The following is a 15,590-nucleotide window of genomic DNA, read 5'->3' on the forward strand; positions in this document are numbered from 1 at the left end:
GGGACTGCCGCCGCCGTGGTCGCGGCACTAGACTGGCGAAATGGCTCATGGCACCTCAGGATTTCGGGGCACCCGCGCTGGTGTGACCGAGGGATCCACTCCGAAGCACCACAGTGACCACGGGCAGGGTCACCCTGTGCCGCGCATGAAAGTACCTTTCTGGTGCGCCAATGGGCATGAGACCCAGCTTGTTTTCCTGAGACTTCCCGACGATCAGATTCCCTCCACGTGGGATTGCCCGAAGTGCGGGAAAGTGGCCTCGCGTGACCCTGGAAATCCCGGGACCGGGCAGGCGGGGGAAGAGATCTACAAATCCCATCTGGAATACGTTAAAGAAAGACGCTCCAGCCAGGAAGCCGAAATTGTCCTGACTGGAGCGTTGGAACGCCTACGCGCCCGCGGGGTCCTTCCGGACCAACTGTTGGGGGACGCGTGACGCTGCATTCTCGTCAATAAGCCACAAGGTCCTGGCCCGTCCCACGGGGCCGGACGCTGGCACCTGAACAGGATTGGCGCCTGCCAGGGCAAGGCCCACGGCGCCTGCTTTGTCCTCGCCAGCAACAACCATCCAGATTTCCTGGGCGGTGTTGATGGCAGGAAGTGTCAAGGAGATACGCGACGGCGGTGGCTTGGGGGAGTTCTCTACACCCACCACCATGCGCTGCTTTTCACGGACGCCGGCTTGCTCCGGGAAAAGGGACGCGATGTGTGCGTCCGGTCCGACGCCCAGCAACAGGACATCGAACCGGGGCAGCCGTCCGGCTTGTTCGGGTCGGTTGTCCGACGCATCAGCAGCGTGCTCGGCCTCCGCAGCCGCGGCCAGCTCTTCGGCGTAGGCGGCAGCAGCATCCTCGGAGGTGGCGAACTGGTCCGTTGAACCGGGTTCGTGGACTCTCGCGGGATCAACCGGCAGGTGGGACAGCAATGCCTGGCGCGCTTGCACCGTATTGCGGTCTTCACTGTCGGAGGCTACAAAGCGCTCGTCGCCCCACCAGAAGTTGACCCGGGACCAGTCAACAGCCGGAGCTGCAGCGGAATCGGCAACGGCTTTGAGCGTACCGATGCCCACCGTACCTCCGGTCAACACCACCGTGGCCTCGCCGTGCTTGTCCTGAACGTCCACCAGCTTGGTAATGAGACGTGCCGCAATGGCCGCCATCAGCACCTTGGAGTCTGGGTGGATGCTTACTCTTGGCTCAGCGTGCACTTGTCTGGACTCTCCTCTGGCTGGTTAGTGGAAGTCCCATAGTAATCACTTCGCCAAAGACTTCGTCGGGATCCAACCGGCGGAGTTCTTCAGCGAGGCAATCCTTGAGGCTGCGCCGGGGAAGCGTGATGCGTTGTGCGGGCTGTCCCGGTTGCGTCAGCTCGGCCACCGACAGGCCCGGACGGAACAGTTGGACGTCGCCGCTGGCGCGGGTCAGGCGTACGCGGCGGATGCCGGTACCTGCAGGGTCTGCCACGATCGTCACCGGGGCCTGAAGGGACAGGCTCAACCATGCTGCAAGCAGCAGGGTGCTGGGGGAGTCCGAGGCGCCCTCCACGGCGACGGCGGACACGGGATCGCCGTCCACTTGGTCGAAGACTGCGGCCAGTTGCATGCGCCAGTTGGTGAGGCGTGTCCAAGCCAGATCAGTGTCACCGGCCTTGTACGTGGAGCGGATGTTCTCCAATGCCACGCGGGGGTCCGGTTCGTTGGCGGAGTCAGTGATACGGCGGTGGGCGATGCGGCCAATGGACGTTTCGCAGGCGTTCTCCGGCGCACCATGGGGCCACCACGCCACAATCGGCGCATCCGGGAGCAGCAGCGCCGCTACCAACGATTCGCTTTCATGGGCCATGTGTCCGTGGCCCCGCAGGACGATGACTTCGGAGGCTCCGGCGTCGCCGCCAACCCGGATCTGGGCATCAAGACGGTCCGGGCCCTCGGAGCCGGCATCGGCCAGGACAATGATGCGGCAGGGGTGCTCCCGGCTGGCCTCATTGGCGGCCTCAATGGCTTCCTCTTCATGGCCGGACTTGGTGACCACCACCAGTGTCAGCACGCGCCCCAAGGCGATAACACCGCCCTGCTCACGCAGGGACATGATCTTCTTGGAGACTTTGGAGGTGGTGGTATCAGGAAGATCTACGATCATGGCCTTCTCCAGGTTCGTCCGTCGCGGGTGAGCAGGTCATCGGCCGACGCCGGTCCCCAGCTTCCCGGCGCGTAGGGTTGGGGTTGTTCATCCAGTCCGGCCCAGTATTCCTCGAACGGGTCCAGGATCTTCCAGGACAGCTCGACTTCCTGGTGGCGCGGGAACAGCGGGGGCTCACCCAGGAGGACATCCAGAATGAGCCGCTCATAGGCTTCGGGGCTGGATTCGGTGAAGGAGTGCCCATATCCGAAGTCCATGGTGACGTCCCGGACTTCCATCTGGGTGCCCGGTACTTTGGATCCCAAACGGATGGTGGCGCCTTCGTCGGGCTGTACACGGATCACCACGGCGTTCTGGCCGAAATCGTCCTCGCCGTGATCGCGGAACAGCAGGTTGGGTGCCCGTTTGAACACCACTGCGATCTCGGTGACGCGCCGCCCCAGCCGCTTGCCGGCGCGCAGGTAGAACGGCACACCGTTCCAACGCCGGGTGTTGATGTCCACCCGGATCGCTGCGAAAGTCTCGGTTTTGGAATCAGCGGGGATGCCGTCCTCGTCCAAATACCCCAGGACTTCTTCGCCGCCCTGCCATCCGCCGGTGAACTGGCCACGGGCGGAGTGGGTGGACAAATCGTCGGGAAGTTTGACGGCGGCGAGGACTTTTTCTTTTTCAGCGCGGAGGTCATCGGCGTTGAAGGAGATCGGTTCCTCCATGGCCGTCAGGGCCAGGAGCTGCAGCAAATGGTTCTGGATGACGTCGCGGGCAGCCCCCACCCCGTCGTAGTAGCCTGCCCGGCCACCGGTGCCGATGTCCTCGGCCATGGTGATCTGAACGTGGTCCACATAATTGGCGTTCCACAGCGGCTCGAACAACTGGTTTGCGAATCGCAGTGCCAGGATGTTCTGGACTGTTTCCTTGCCCAGGTAGTGGTCAATCCTGAATACAGCATCCGGCGGGAAGACTGATTCCACGATGTCGTTCAGCTGCCGGGCGGACTCAAGGTCATGTCCAAAAGGCTTCTCGATAACCACGCGGCGCCACTGGCCCTGCTTGGCCTGAGCCAAACCGTGTTTGGAGAGCTGACGGCAGACCTGCTCAAACGCCTTCGGCGGTATGGACAGGTAGAAACCGTGGTTTCCCCGGGTTCCCCTTGTTTCGTCAAGCTCCGCGAGGACTTCGCCCAGACGTTCAAAAGCGTCGTCGTCGTCGAATTCACCACGAACAAAGCGGATACCGGAAGCCAGTTGCTCCCACACAGCCTCGTCAAACTTGGTACGGGCGTGCGCCTTGACGTTTTCCTTGACCTCCGCCGCGAAATCAGCGTTGTCCCAGTCACGGCGACCGAACCCCACCAAGGCGAAGCTCGGGGGTAGCAGGCCACGGTTGGCGAGGTCGTAGACCGCGGGCATGAGTTTCTTCCGGGCGAGGTCGCCGGTGACTCCGAAGAACACCAACGACGATGGGCCCGCGATGCGGTTCAGGCGCCGGTCCCGCGGATCCCGCAAGGGGTTCCGCAGGCCCGTGTTCCGCCTGCCGTTTTCAGTTTCTGGCATGGTGGGTTGAGCCTTAGTTTTCGAGAGTACTGGCCTGGCCGGCCAGAGCAGCAATGACGGCCTGGAGCTGTGCCACACCCGCAGCACGTTCGGTCAGGTGCAAGCGCAGAACGGGGCGTCCGTGGCTTTCCAGGACCTGGCCGTCACCGGAGGCTTGGGCTTCGATGAGCTGGCCGAAGGTGAAGGGGCGCTCCGGAATTTCCACATCAACGGCTGCTGCGGAAGTAACCTGCAGGAAGACTCCAATTGCGGGGCCGCCCTTGTGGAACTGTCCTGTGGAATGAAGGAACCGGGGACCCCAGCCAAACGTCACCGGACGGCCCGTGACGGCAGCAAGTTCATCACGGACATCAGCCAAGGACGGGTGTGCAATCCGGTCCAGGTAGGCCTGGACGCTGAGGTAACCGTCCGCCCCGAGTTGCCCCAGAAGCGCTTCGACGGCCTCTGTCACGGTGCTGGCTGAACCAAGCCAATCGCCGCCGCGCACTTCCACGGAACCATCGGTGAAAGCTGCCGGCGTAGGTTCGGGGCGTGCGTCCAAGAGGCCACGCGCCGCTACCTTCGCCGCCTCGACGTCAGGCTGATCAAACGGGTTGATACCCAGCAAGCGTCCGGCGATCGCCGTGGCAAATTCCCAAACAAACATCTGGGTGGGCAGGCCGCCCGCAATGGCAACCTCGTTTTCACGGAGCTCGACGTCGGAGTCCGCGCCTACCAGCCGGATCACGAGGACGTCTTCTGCTCCCCCCAAGGCTTCGGGAGAGTGAGGACCAGCGACAACAGGCAGGACGCCGGTGCCCAGCTTGCCGGTGGATTCCGCGATGAGCTGTTCGGCCCAGTCCGCGAATCCAACAATGCCGGAGCCGTCCTCGGCAATGACGATCTTGTTGCGCAGCGGGCTGGTTCCGCCCAAGGCGATGCCAAGGGCCAACCCGATGTTGTCCGTGGAGTCCTCGTTCAGAACTTCAGCGGCTTCCTCTGCTTCGTCCAGGAACGCCTGGATGTCAACACCGGCGAGGCCCGAAGGGACCAGTCCGAAGGCAGTGAGTGCGGAGAAGCGTCCACCCACGTTGGGATCGGCGTTGAAGACCGCGCGGTAGCCTGCTTCGCGGGCAGACTTGTCCAGGGGAGACCCCGGATCCGTGACGATAATGATGCGGCTCTTGGCATCGAGGCCGGCGTCGTTGAACGCCTTCTCGAAGGCCCGGCGTTGGGAGTCTGTCTCCACGGTGGAGCCCGACTTGGAAGAAACAACAATTGCCGTCTCCGCCAAGCGGTCTTCCAAGGCAGCGCTGACCTGTTCGGGGTCAGTGCTGTCCAACACTGTCAGCTCGACGCCGGCGGTGCCGGTCATGACCTCAGGGGCCAGTGAAGACCCGCCCATGCCACAAAGGACAATCCTTGAAATACCTTCGGCCCGAAGGGCTTCACGGAGTTTCAGGATGTCTGCAACCAGTGCCTGGGAGACAGTGGCTGCTTCCACCCATCCCAGCCGGATCGCCGACTCGGATTCTGCATCAGGGCCCCACAGGGTGTGGTCCTTGGCAAAGATCCGGGTGGCAATTTTGTCCTGGACGAGTTGGTCAATGTGCTGGGCGATGGCCTGTTGGGCGGCACCGCTGGCGTCGTAGCTGATTGTGCTCATTGTGTACTAGGAAGCCTTCCGTGCTGTGACGAGGGCGCCTTCGACGTCGGCCAGGAGTTCTTTCCAGGCGCCGACGAACTTCTCCAGGCCTTCGGTTTCAAGGACTGCGACGACGTCGTTGTAGGAGACGCCCAACGCTTCGAGGGCGTTGAGTGTTTCGTTGGCTGCGTCGTAGGTGCCCGTGATGGTGTCACCGGTGACCACGCCGTGGTCGAAGGTGGCGTCCAGGGTCTTCTCCGGCATGGTGTTGACCACGCCTGCTGCCACGAGCTCCGTGACATAGAGGGTATCCGGCAGGGCCGGATCCTTCACGCCGGTGGATGCCCACAGGGGACGCTGGGGCAGCGCGCCGGCCTCAGCCAGCACTGCCCAGCGTTCGGTGGAGAACAGTTCTTCGTAGACCTGGTAGGCCAGACGTGCATTGGCAACGCCGGCCTTGCCCTTAAGTGCTTTTGCTTCTTCGGTTCCGATTGCGTCCAGGCGCTTGTCGATCTCGGTGTCCACGCGGGACACGAAGAAGGAGGCTACGGAGTGGATCTTGGCGAGGTCATGTCCATTTTCCTTTGCCTGCTCCAGGCCGGCCTGGAAAGCGTTGATGACTGCGCGGTAGCGCTCCAAGGAGAAGATCAGGGTCACGTTGACACTGATGCCTTCGGCCAAGGTTGCGGTGATGGCTTCAAGACCCTCCAGGGTGGCGGGGATCTTGATGTGAACGTTGTCTTTGTTGACCTTTGCGTAGAGGTTCTTAGCCTCGGCAATGGTGCCGGCCGTGTCCCAGGCGAGGCGGGGATCAACTTCGATGGAAACGCGGCCATCGACGCCGTTGGTGGCCGCAGCGACCGGAGCAAAGAGATCGCAGGCGTCTGCGACGTCCGTGGTGGTGATCTCGAAGATGGTCTCTTCGACGGTGGCGCCGGCAGCGGCCTTGGCCGCAATGGTGGCGTCGTAATCGGTGCCGGCGGTGATCGCGGCGTGGAAGATCGAGGGGTTGGTGGTTACACCAACAACGTTCTTCTCATCAATGAGCTTCTGCAGGGTGCCGGTGTCGAGGCGACCGCGGGAGAGGTCGTCAAGCCAGATGGAGACGCCGGCATCGGAGAGCTGCTGCGTAGGTGTGTTGGTCATGGTTTGTTTCTCCTGTTGTGGGGGATCAGACGGTTACGCGTCTGCGTCTGCGAGGGAGTCCTTGGCGGCGGCGGCTACGGCTTCGGCGGTGATGCCGAACTCGTTGAAGAGCCGCTTGTAGTCAGCCGAAGCACCGAAGTGTTCCAAGGAGATGGAACGTCCGGCGTCGCCGACAACTTCGCGCCAGCCCAGCGCAAGGCCGGCCTCTACGGAAACGCGGGCCTTGACGGACGCGGGAAGGACGGACTCGCGGTAGGCCTCGTCCTGCTTGTTGAACCATTCAACGCAGGGCATGGAGACAACGCGGGCAGCGATGCCTTCGGCCTGGAGTGCTTCGCGGGCCTGCACGGCGAGCTGGACTTCCGAGCCGGTACCGATCAGGATGACCTGGGCGTCAACGGTTTCGCCGTCCTTGGAAGCCTCGGCCAGGACGTAACCGCCCTTGGCAACTCCGGCGGTGGAGCCGAAGGTGTCGCCGGTTGCTTCACCTTCGCCGCGGGCGTAGGTGGGGATGTTCTGACGTGTCAGGACAATGCCCGCCGGGTTCTCGTGGTTTTCCAGCATGGTCTTCCATGCTGCGGAGACCTCGTTGGCATCGCCGGGGCGGACAACGTCCAGCCCGGGAATGGCACGCAGTGAAGCGAGCTGCTCGACGGGCTGGTGGGTGGGTCCGTCTTCGCCCAGGCCGATGGAGTCGTGCGTCCATACGTACAGGGACGGAACGCCCATCAGCGCGCCCAGGCGGATGGCCGGGCGCTGGTAGTCGGAGAAGATCAGGAACGTGCCGGAGAAGGCGCGGGTGCGGCCGTGCAGGGAAATACCGTTCACGATCGACGCGGCGGCGTGCTCACGGATACCGAAGTGCAGGACACGTCCGTACGGGTTGCCCTTCCAGGCCTCCGTGGACCGCGAGGCCGGGATGAACGACGGCGAACCTTCGATCGTCGTGTTGTTGGACTCTGCAAGGTCAGCGGAGCCGCCCCAGAGCTCGGGAAGGACCGGGCCAATGGCGTTCAGAACCTTGCCCGAGGCAGCGCGGGTGGAAACGTCCTTGCCTGCCTCAAAGACGGGCAGTGCAGCGTCGATGCCCACGGGCAGCTTCTTGGCTTCCACGCGCTCCAGCAGGGCAGCAGCATCCGGGTTGGCGGTCTGCCATTCCTCGAACGACTTCTGCCACGCGGCACGGGCTTCGGAGCCACGGTCCGCTACCGCACGGGTGTGGGCCAGGACCTCCGGGTCAACGTCGAAGGATTTCTCCGGGTCGAAGCCCAGGACTTCCTTCAAGGCTGCCACTTCTTCGGCACCGAGCGCGGAACCGTGGATCTTTCCGGTGTTCTGCTTCTTCGGGGCCGGGTAGCCAATGATGGTGCGCAGCGAGATGATGGACGGCTTGTTCGTCTCTGCCTTTGCTGCCTGTAGTGCGGAGTAGAGCTCCTGGACGTCTTCGACGTAGTCGCCGGTCTTGGTCCAGTCCACACGCTGGGTGTGCCAGCCGTACGCTTCGTAGCGCTTGAGGACGTCCTCGGTGAAGGCGATGTCGGTGTCGTCTTCGATCGAGATGTGGTTCTCGTCATAGATCACCACGAGGTTGCCCAGTTCCTGGTGGCCTGCAAGGGAGGACGCCTCGGACGTCACACCTTCCTGCAGGTCGCCGTCGGAGGCGATAACCCAGATGGTGTGGTCGAACGGCGACTCGCCAGCGGGAGCATCGGCGTCGAACAATCCACGCTGGCGACGCTGGGAGTAAGCGAAACCGACAGCGGAGGCCAGGCCCTGGCCCAACGGGCCGGTGGTGATCTCCACACCAGCGGTGTGCTTGTACTCCGGGTGGCCCGGGGTTAGCGAGCCCCATGTACGCAGTGCTTCGAGGTCCTTCAGTTCCAGGCCGTAACCGGACAGGAACAACTGGATGTAAAGGGTCAGCGACGTGTGACCGGGGGACAAAACGAAGCGGTCGCGGCCCAGCCAGTCCGGGTTCTTCGGGTCATGGCGCATCAGCTTCTGGAACAGCAGGTACGCTGCCGGAGCCAAGCTCATCGCGGTACCAGGGTGACCGTTACCGACCTTCTCCACGGCATCAGCGGCCAACACACGAACGGTGTCAACAGCCTTCTTATCCAGATCGGTCCATGACAGTTCTTGCTCTTCCAAATGTGGCACGAAAACCGAGCCCCTCTCTGTGCTGACGGCAAGTGGAAGGACACGGCACGCAGGAAGCACAGGATGGCGCCCGCTGCAATGTGTCTACCAGCCGTTCACCATTGAAACGTTGATCTCTCATCCAGACGCACGGATATCCGAGAATACGGTTTCCCGGATTGTCAACGTGTGCTGATCTGCTCAACAGCTTAGCCCCAAAAATGTCCGGGAACTCAGGTAATCCCACTAACTGGACAGAAATTCCCTTATATGAATCACCATGGCCCCGGGAGCGGGTGAAGATTGGGAAACATTCAGGAATCATGCGGGCAAGTGTCCACTTCCAGCCACGGTATGATATTTGGAGGCCAGCAGCGGTACGTGCGCCCGGGTTCTCTTCCAACCACGCGGACGGCACCCGCTGCGAGAAACCCAGCATAGAACAGAGTGACTGCCGCCGTGAGCACAACTGATACGCCCGTCAACGCGTCCCCAGCCCGGGGAAGCATTGGAATGTCCCGCAAATTCAAGGCGTATCTGGCTCTGACCAAACCCCGCGTCATCGAGCTGCTCCTGGTCAGCACACTGCCCACCATGATCTTCGCCCAGCGTGGCTTCCCGTCCATCGGCCTGATCCTCGCCACCCTCGTGGGAGGTGCCTTCGCTGCAGGCAGCGCCGGCGTGTTCAACTGCTACATCGACCGCGACATCGACAAACTGATGCACCGCACGGAAAAGCGGCCCTTGGTTACCGGTGAAGTATCGCCGCGCGAGGCCCTGGTGTTTGCCTGGATCCTGGGCGCAGCGTCCATCGCTATTCTTTGGTTCGGCGCAAATCCGCTGTCGGCGTGGCTGGGCTTGGGTGCCATTGTCTTCTACGTGGTGATTTACACCATGATCCTCAAGCGCCGCACTGCGCAGAACATCGTCTGGGGTGGGGCTGCCGGTTGCTTCCCCGTCCTGATCGCCTGGGCCGCAGTGACCAACACGGTCGAGTGGCCCGCCTTCGTTCTGTTCATGGTGATCTTCCTGTGGACGCCTCCGCACTACTGGCCGCTGTCCATGCGGTACGGCGAGGATTACCGGAATGCCAACGTGCCGATGCTCGGCGCCATCGCAGGTGCCCGGGTTGTCTCCGTACAGGTTGTCCTCTACGCGTGGGCCATGGTGGCTTGCTCGTTGCTGATGGTTCCGGTGGGCGGCGCAGGTTGGGTGTACACCATCGTGGCCGTAGCCGCAGGTGCCTGGTTCCTCTACGAAAGCCACGCCCTTTACAAGCGTGCACAGGGTGGGGATGTCTCCAACAAGGGAGCCATGAAGGTCTTCCACGGCTCCATCAGCTACCTCACGTTGCTGTTCATCGCCCTGGCTGTGGATCCGTTCATCGGGTCGCCGATCATCGGCGGCTGACCACCGCACGCAAACATAGAGGCATTCACGACGCCGGCACTCACCTGAGTGCCGGCGTCGCCATTTCCCCATGGTTCCTCTCTCACGTCCCGTCGCTTTCCGACGGTTCCTCTCTCACGTCCCGTCGCTTTCCGACGGTTCCTCTCTCACGTCCCGTCGCTTTCCGACGGTTCCTCTCTCACGTCCCGTCGCTTTCCGACGGTTCCTCTCTCACGTCCCGTCGCTTTCCGACGGTTCCTCTCTCACGTCCCGTCGCTTTCCGACGGTTCCTCTCTCACGTCCCGTCGCTTTCCGACGGTTCCTCTCTCACGTCCCGTCGCTTTCCGACGGTTCCTCTCTCACATCCCGTCGCTTTCCAGCGGTTCCTCTCTCACGTCCCGTCGCCCCTCAAAGCAACACGTGAATACCTAGACGCCGATCGGGAGCACCTAATTTGATGATTTGACCACTCATTTTTGGCCGAATCGCCACCTAATTGGAGCTTTTCCCCTCTAGGTACCCCGTTCCGCGCCCTAGCGTTCGGTGTGGAACGCGGAGGACATTCCGTGTCTGACGAACAGGGGAAGCGCGATGAATGATCTGCGGGATGCAACATGCAAACCCGAATGAAGTCCGGCGCCGGAGTACCCAGTGTCGTGGCCGCCCTGATCATGGTTTGCCTTGCCACCGGTTGCTCTCCTGGCACTGAAGCAGCCCGGGCACCGGTTCCCACCCGTAGTTTGCCCGTGGTGGATCGCGCGCTCGGAGCCGGCGTCCGGGCAGCCCTGAATGAGGTCACCGGGGAAGTTGTGCTCCCCATGAGCGCCTATTGGTACTCGGACCATGAGAACGTACTGGTGAACTCCGCTGTGGGATTCCTCATCGACGACTGCATTCATAAGGCCGGCTTTGCTGTGGCACCGTGGGGAGGCAACGGAAAGGCCTTGCAGGACCGCAGGTACGGGCAGTGGTCGCGGAGACTGGCAGCGAAAAATGGTGATATGCCCGAGATCCGAAAGGTCCCCGGCGTTCTGCCCGCACAGCCGGACAGGCCTGCAGTTAGCCCGGAGACCCAGCAGGCGGAGACAAAATGCTACAACTCTGTGGGGCGCGCCGGCTTTCCGGAACTCCTTGAAGGCCTGGCTGGTGATTTGTCAGTCCAGCAACAGATCACCCAGGACGCCGTGGGGCTCACTGCCCGGGACCCCGAATACCTCAAGTTTCGCGAAGATTGGCAACGATGCCTCGCCGACAAGGGACTGAAAGTGATGGCCGGTGATAGCTGGTCTGTCGGGTCGGGCGGATCCAAGGAGGACGAAATACGCGTGGCTGTGCTCGATGTCGAGTGCAAGGAATCCAGCGGGGGTGCAAGAAAACCTTACGATATCTTCGCGCAGTACCAAGCGGCCCTGATGAAGGACCATCAAGCGGAACTCAACGTTTTGGCTGAACAGAAGAAGGCCGCGGTTGAAAGGGCCAAAACGGTTCTCCGCGACCACGGTGTAGCGGATGCCCGGCTCTGATTCGAGCGCCAGCGGCCGCGCCATGAGACGGGTACCCCGCTGGTGGCTTGTGCTGGTGGCCGTTGCTGTGGCTTTTTCGGGGATGCTTGCTGCCTATTGGGCCGGCTCGCAGGCAGCCTCCATGGCAACCCCACTACAGGAAGCCCCCGAGGTGATTCCTGTGTCGGCCACTGTTGAACGGCGCGCGGTGTCCCAACAGGTCACGCTTGCTGGAAAGGTGTTGCCTGGTAAGACCTCACCGGCTACGGCCAGCTTGGCTGATGGTGTGGACCGCTTGATTCTTACGTCCACGCCAAAGGCGGTGGGGGATTCAGTGGTGCCAGGTGAGCTGCTGGCCGTCGTATCCGGACGCCCCCTTCTGGTGATGCCTGCCAACGTTCCGATGTACCGGGACCTCCTGGGGGGTGAGTCCGGCCCGGATGTGGGGGCATTGCAGGAGGCCCTGGCGGGGTTCGGGTTTGCGGTGAAGACAACAGGCACCTTTGACAAGCCGACCCAACATGCCTTGGAGGACTGGTACAAGGCCGCGGGATTTTCTGCGCCCCCTTCACCCAACGTTGACGCAAGCAAAAAGTCTGCGCCCGGATTGATGTTCCGGTGGCGGGACTTCGTGCAGGTACCGGGCGATGCAGGCAGGATTGCGTCGATGGCCGGGACTGGTGCAGTGCTCGCAGAGGACGGTGTAGTGGCGCAGGTCTCCATATCCGAAGACACCATCCAAGCGAGAGCCGATGTGCTCCAGGCCGGCAACTTCAGCGTTGGAACTCCCGTGACTGTCCGTGCCGGAACGGTGATCTTTGATACATCGGTCACGGCTTCCAGCGGTTTCACCGAGGGTGACAGCAGCAACAATGTTGTGCCGGGGATGGACATTGCGTTCTCCATCCCACCCGGGACAACTGGCTTGGCTCCCGGACAGTCCGTCACGGTGACGTCCGGAAGTGTGCCGGCCGAGTCGCTCGCGGTGCCGCTCATGGCCATCCGGCAGGAATCTGGAATCGCCTATCTCCACGTTGCCACGGAGGAGGGTTCCAAGCGGATTGATGTCACCGTAACAGCCCAGGCGGACGGATGGGCGGCAGTTGCGGATGTCCAAGGAATCACCGTGGGGGACAAGGTGATGCTGCCATGAGCACGGAAGGGCATTTCTCTCGCCGCCCCAACCGGCCCGGGGTGGACCCCCTGATTTCCTTGCGGCATGTCAGCCGCGAGTTTCCCGGCGCCAAAGCCCTGGATGATGCGAATCTGGACATTCGGGCAGGGGAATTCGTGGCCATCGTCGGCCCCTCCGGTTCTGGGAAATCGACCCTGCTCAACGTCCTGGGCCTGCTGGACGGGCCGACCAGCGGAACGTATGAAGTGATGGGCGCCGATATTCGTGGGGTTCCGGCCAGGCACCTGGCGGAGCTCAGGGCGAGAACCTTTGGGTTCATATTCCAGGAGTCCCACATGGTGGGGCGCGACACCGCTGCCAGGAATGCCGTTCTGGGGCTACGTGCCAGGGGAGTTGCCTGGAAAGAGCAGAAGCGATTGGTTGTTCCCGCCTTGCGCAGACTCGGCTTGGAGGACAGGGGCGAAACCCCCGCCTCCTTGCTCTCCGGTGGGGAACGGCAACGACTGGCGATCGCTCGGGCCGTCATCGGCGCACCCATGGTGGTCCTTGCCGATGAGCCCACGGGAAGCCTGGATACCGCCAACGGGCAGGTGGTGGTGGATCACCTCCGCCAGCTTCAAAAGGGCGGCACCACGGTAATTATGGTGACTCATGATCCTGCCATCGCAGCCTCCGCGGACCGGACCATCACCATGCGGGACGGTCGGATTGTTGACGACACGGGACAGGCTTCCCCGGCAGAGCAAAGCGAGGAGACAAGCGAGGCTGGCGGTGAAGTACCTCCCGGCCTGGATCGACGCCGGCGACATGAAGTCATGGACATCATTGCTGACGCCCTGTCGGCGCTGACCACCCGCCCAGCCAAGGCCTTGCTGCTGATACTTGCCTTCCTCTTGGGCAGCGGCGGGCTGGTTGCCGCGGTCAGTCTCAGTGAAAGTGCCGCCGTCAAGGTTTCGTCGCGCATCGACGCGGCGGCCAACGATGAAGTCCGGGCCACGAGGGCAGGCGGTTACGAATCCTGGACGGCTGTATCGAAGGATCTTGCGGCATCGAGCCTGCTCCCCGGGGTGACGGATGCCGGGGTTGTTGCTGACATACCTGCCAGCGAGGCACAGCCTTCGACTTTTCGGCCGGGCACCGTCCCGGAAGTCCCGCCTTTCAGTGGCGCTGTCCGCATCGCAGACGCTGCTTACATCCGCCTCCAGGGCGCAACTCTGTCCTCAGGCGATGTGGCACTCCTTGATCATTCATTCGGCGGTCCCGTGGCGTTCCTCGGCCGGGACGCAGCCCGTCAACTTGGCGTGGCGAAGCCAGGTCCCGGCGTCGTGATCTGGTTGTACGGGCAACCCGTCCCGGTGGCGGGAATAATCAACAATCCGGGACGGGACCCCGTTCTTGACGGTGCTGTGGTGGTGGGGGTTGGGTCTTATCCAATAGCTTCAAACAAAATGGCTGCCACCCTGGTCCTTCGAACCCGGACGGGCGCGCCGGCCGCCATAGCAGAAGCGCTCCCCAAGGCCTTGAGTCCCGCAGCTACGGAAGTAATCGAGGTCCAGACCGTGGCTGATCTCAGGGATCTCAAGCACGGGATCAACTCGGATCTGGGCCGAATGGTTGCGATGGTCTCCATAATCCTCCTCGCAATCGCCGGCTTGAGCGCGGGCACCACGATGTATGTAGGGGTATTGGCAAGGATGCAGGAGATCGCGCTGAGACTGGCCCTTGGTATGCGCCGGGGCGCGTTGGCAGCCATGTTTCTGGTGGAGGGCGCATTGGTGGGCGCGCTGGGCGGGGTTGCCGGGGCTGCCGCAGGTATGGGCGCGGCCCTTGCCTATTCGGCCAATGAGGGGTGGATCCCCGTGATACCTGCCGATGCGTCCATCCTGGGAATCACGGCGGGCTTGCTGAGCGGCACCCTCTCGACGGTCTATCCGGCAGTGGTGGCCTCGCGGGCGAACCCCGCCCAGCTCATCCGGAGCTAACGCAGCGGGCTGGAACGCGCGACGTCGGCAGCATTGGTTGAGGCGCTCATCAGCACCGCAGCGCCAAGCATGTGAGCGCCCACCAACAGCGCGGGAATCCCGTTGTAATACTGCGTGAAGCCAATGACGGCTTGCAGCAACGTGACCCCCATCAGCAGGTATGCCGCCGTCCGGAATGGCCCAGCCAGCTTGTGCCGGAACACCAGGTAAAGGGCAAACAGGGTGCCGGCTGTGATCAGGTAGGCGGGAACGGCATGGATGTGGGAAAAGAGGTCCCAGTCAAGGTTGTTACGGGGAGCATCAGCATCGCCGGCGTGTGGACCGGCGCCGGTGACAACCACTCCGAGCATGACGGACAGGGCCGAGAAGACGGCAACGGACATGGTGAGCGGCCGGGTTACTGGGGGAAGTGCAGGCAACGTCCGGTTCATGAATCTGCCGGTGCGCCCGTAGGCCCTGTTGAACAAAAGCGTAGCGAAAACCACCAGAGCCATGGAAACAAGGAAGTGCAGGCCAACAACCCATGGATTGAGGCCGGAGAGCACAGTGATGCCCCCGATGATGGCCTGGGCCGGGATGCTGGCCAGAAGACCGAGTGCCAGCAGGAAAAGGTCGCGGCGTTCCTTGCGGAGGTTCCACAAGTACACCAACATGAGTGCGGCCACGGCGGCGAGGGCAAAGGTCAGTAGGCGGTTGCCGAACTCAATGAATCCGTGAATGCCCATCTCCGGAGTGTTGACCAGGGAGTTGTCTGTGCATCGCGGCCACGTGGGGCATCCCAGGCCTGAAGCGGTGAGGCGCACTGCGCCACCGGTCACCACCAGCAGTGTCTGCCCGATGAGTGACAGCAAAGCCAGCCGACGAACAGCCTTGTTGACCTCGGTGGGCAGCTTGGACGTCAAACGCTGGACGGTCTTTGGGAGGCGCGATGCCGTGCTCACAGTTTCTCTACTCTCAGTTCTTCTTGGGTTTCAGTTCCACT

Annotated in this window: 12 protein-coding genes; 5 read left to right on the forward strand and 7 right to left on the reverse strand. The window is 62.6% G+C overall.

Features of this window, described 5'->3' with window-relative positions; genetic code table 11:
* Nucleotides 1-40 precede the first annotated feature (40 nt).
* Entirely contained in the window at nt 41-436 is a 396-nt protein-coding gene (locus tag JOE60_RS09055; protein ID WP_167266708.1) for an RNA polymerase-binding protein RbpA, read from the forward strand.
* Here the strand turns inward: JOE60_RS09055 and pgl are convergent.
* Genes pgl through tkt form a run of 6 tightly spaced genes read right to left on the reverse strand, consistent with a single transcriptional unit; the run spans nt 389 to nt 8,621 of the window.
* Nucleotides 389-1,207, reverse strand: coding sequence for a 6-phosphogluconolactonase (gene pgl / locus JOE60_RS09060; protein WP_167266704.1), 819 nt, complete (start codon nt 1,205-1,207; stop codon nt 389-391). The two genes, JOE60_RS09055 and pgl, sit on opposite strands and share 48 nt — an antisense overlap.
* A complete protein-coding gene (locus tag JOE60_RS09065; protein WP_167266700.1) occupies nt 1,197-2,138 on the reverse strand; it encodes a glucose-6-phosphate dehydrogenase assembly protein OpcA in 942 nt (313 codons plus the stop codon). The genes pgl and JOE60_RS09065 overlap by 11 nt, the downstream gene beginning before the upstream one ends.
* On the reverse strand, nt 2,135-3,691 hold the full coding sequence (gene zwf / locus JOE60_RS09070) for a glucose-6-phosphate dehydrogenase (RefSeq protein ID WP_167266695.1): 1,557 nt from the start codon (nt 3,689-3,691) through the stop codon (nt 2,135-2,137). Before zwf ends, JOE60_RS09065 begins: the two co-directional genes overlap by 4 nt.
* Before the next feature lie 13 nt (nt 3,692-3,704).
* Complete coding sequence (locus JOE60_RS09075) at nt 3,705-5,336, reverse strand: glucose-6-phosphate isomerase (protein ID WP_167266692.1); 1,632 nt, start codon at nt 5,334-5,336, stop codon at nt 3,705-3,707.
* Between the two features lie 6 nt (nt 5,337-5,342).
* Nucleotides 5,343-6,461: a transaldolase gene (tal, locus tag JOE60_RS09080; protein ID WP_167266689.1), complete on the reverse strand. Its 1,119-nt coding sequence runs from the start codon at nt 6,459-6,461 to the stop codon at nt 5,343-5,345.
* A 33-nt stretch (nt 6,462-6,494) separates the two neighbouring features.
* Nucleotides 6,495-8,621, reverse strand: coding sequence for a transketolase (gene tkt / locus JOE60_RS09085; protein WP_338112563.1), 2,127 nt, complete (start codon nt 8,619-8,621; stop codon nt 6,495-6,497).
* A gap of 426 nt (nt 8,622-9,047) precedes the next feature.
* Here tkt and JOE60_RS09090 point away from each other — a divergent pair, with 426 nt between their 5' ends.
* The 4 genes from JOE60_RS09090 (at nt 9,048) to JOE60_RS09105 (ending at nt 14,608) form a co-directional block, all read left to right on the forward strand.
* Complete coding sequence (locus JOE60_RS09090) at nt 9,048-10,010, forward strand: heme o synthase (protein WP_167266684.1); 963 nt, start codon at nt 9,048-9,050, stop codon at nt 10,008-10,010.
* 593 nt (nt 10,011-10,603) lie between these two features.
* Nucleotides 10,604-11,512, forward strand: coding sequence for a hypothetical protein (locus tag JOE60_RS09095; protein WP_167266680.1), 909 nt, complete (start codon nt 10,604-10,606; stop codon nt 11,510-11,512).
* Between the two features lie 22 nt (nt 11,513-11,534).
* Nucleotides 11,535-12,644: a peptidoglycan-binding domain-containing protein gene (locus JOE60_RS09100; protein WP_167266677.1), complete on the forward strand. Its 1,110-nt coding sequence runs from the start codon at nt 11,535-11,537 to the stop codon at nt 12,642-12,644.
* Nucleotides 12,641-14,608, forward strand: a complete 1,968-nt coding sequence (locus tag JOE60_RS09105) for an ABC transporter ATP-binding protein/permease (protein WP_167266672.1) — start codon at nt 12,641-12,643, stop codon at nt 14,606-14,608. Before JOE60_RS09100 ends, JOE60_RS09105 begins: the two co-directional genes overlap by 4 nt.
* On the opposite strand, the gene JOE60_RS09110 is transcribed toward JOE60_RS09105, so the two are convergent.
* The gene (locus JOE60_RS09110) at nt 14,605-15,549 is read right to left on the reverse strand and encodes a COX15/CtaA family protein (RefSeq protein ID WP_167266669.1); all 945 of its coding nucleotides are present in this window, start codon (nt 15,547-15,549) and stop codon (nt 14,605-14,607) included. The two genes, JOE60_RS09105 and JOE60_RS09110, sit on opposite strands and share 4 nt — an antisense overlap.
* Nucleotides 15,550-15,590 lie beyond the last annotated feature (41 nt).

The sequence above is a fragment of the Paenarthrobacter ilicis genome (assembly GCF_016907545.1).
GTDB lineage: Bacteria > Actinomycetota > Actinomycetes > Actinomycetales > Micrococcaceae > Arthrobacter > Arthrobacter ilicis.

Coding starts and splice junctions, on each gene's coding strand:
- JOE60_RS09055 (WP_167266708.1), top strand. CDS start 41: ATGGCTCATGGCACCTCAGGATTTCGGGGCACCCGCGCTGGTGTGACC.
- JOE60_RS09065 (WP_167266700.1), bottom strand. CDS start 2,138: ATGATCGTAGATCTTCCTGATACCACCACCTCCAAAGTCTCCAAGAAG.
- zwf (WP_167266695.1), bottom strand. CDS start 3,691: ATGCCAGAAACTGAAAACGGCAGGCGGAACACGGGCCTGCGGAACCCC.
- JOE60_RS09075 (WP_167266692.1), bottom strand. CDS start 5,336: ATGAGCACAATCAGCTACGACGCCAGCGGTGCCGCCCAACAGGCCATC.
- tal (WP_167266689.1), bottom strand. CDS start 6,461: ATGACCAACACACCTACGCAGCAGCTCTCCGATGCCGGCGTCTCCATC.
- JOE60_RS09095 (WP_167266680.1), top strand. CDS start 10,604: ATGCAAACCCGAATGAAGTCCGGCGCCGGAGTACCCAGTGTCGTGGCC.
- JOE60_RS09100 (WP_167266677.1), top strand. CDS start 11,535: ATGAGACGGGTACCCCGCTGGTGGCTTGTGCTGGTGGCCGTTGCTGTG.
- JOE60_RS09105 (WP_167266672.1), top strand. CDS start 12,641: ATGAGCACGGAAGGGCATTTCTCTCGCCGCCCCAACCGGCCCGGGGTG.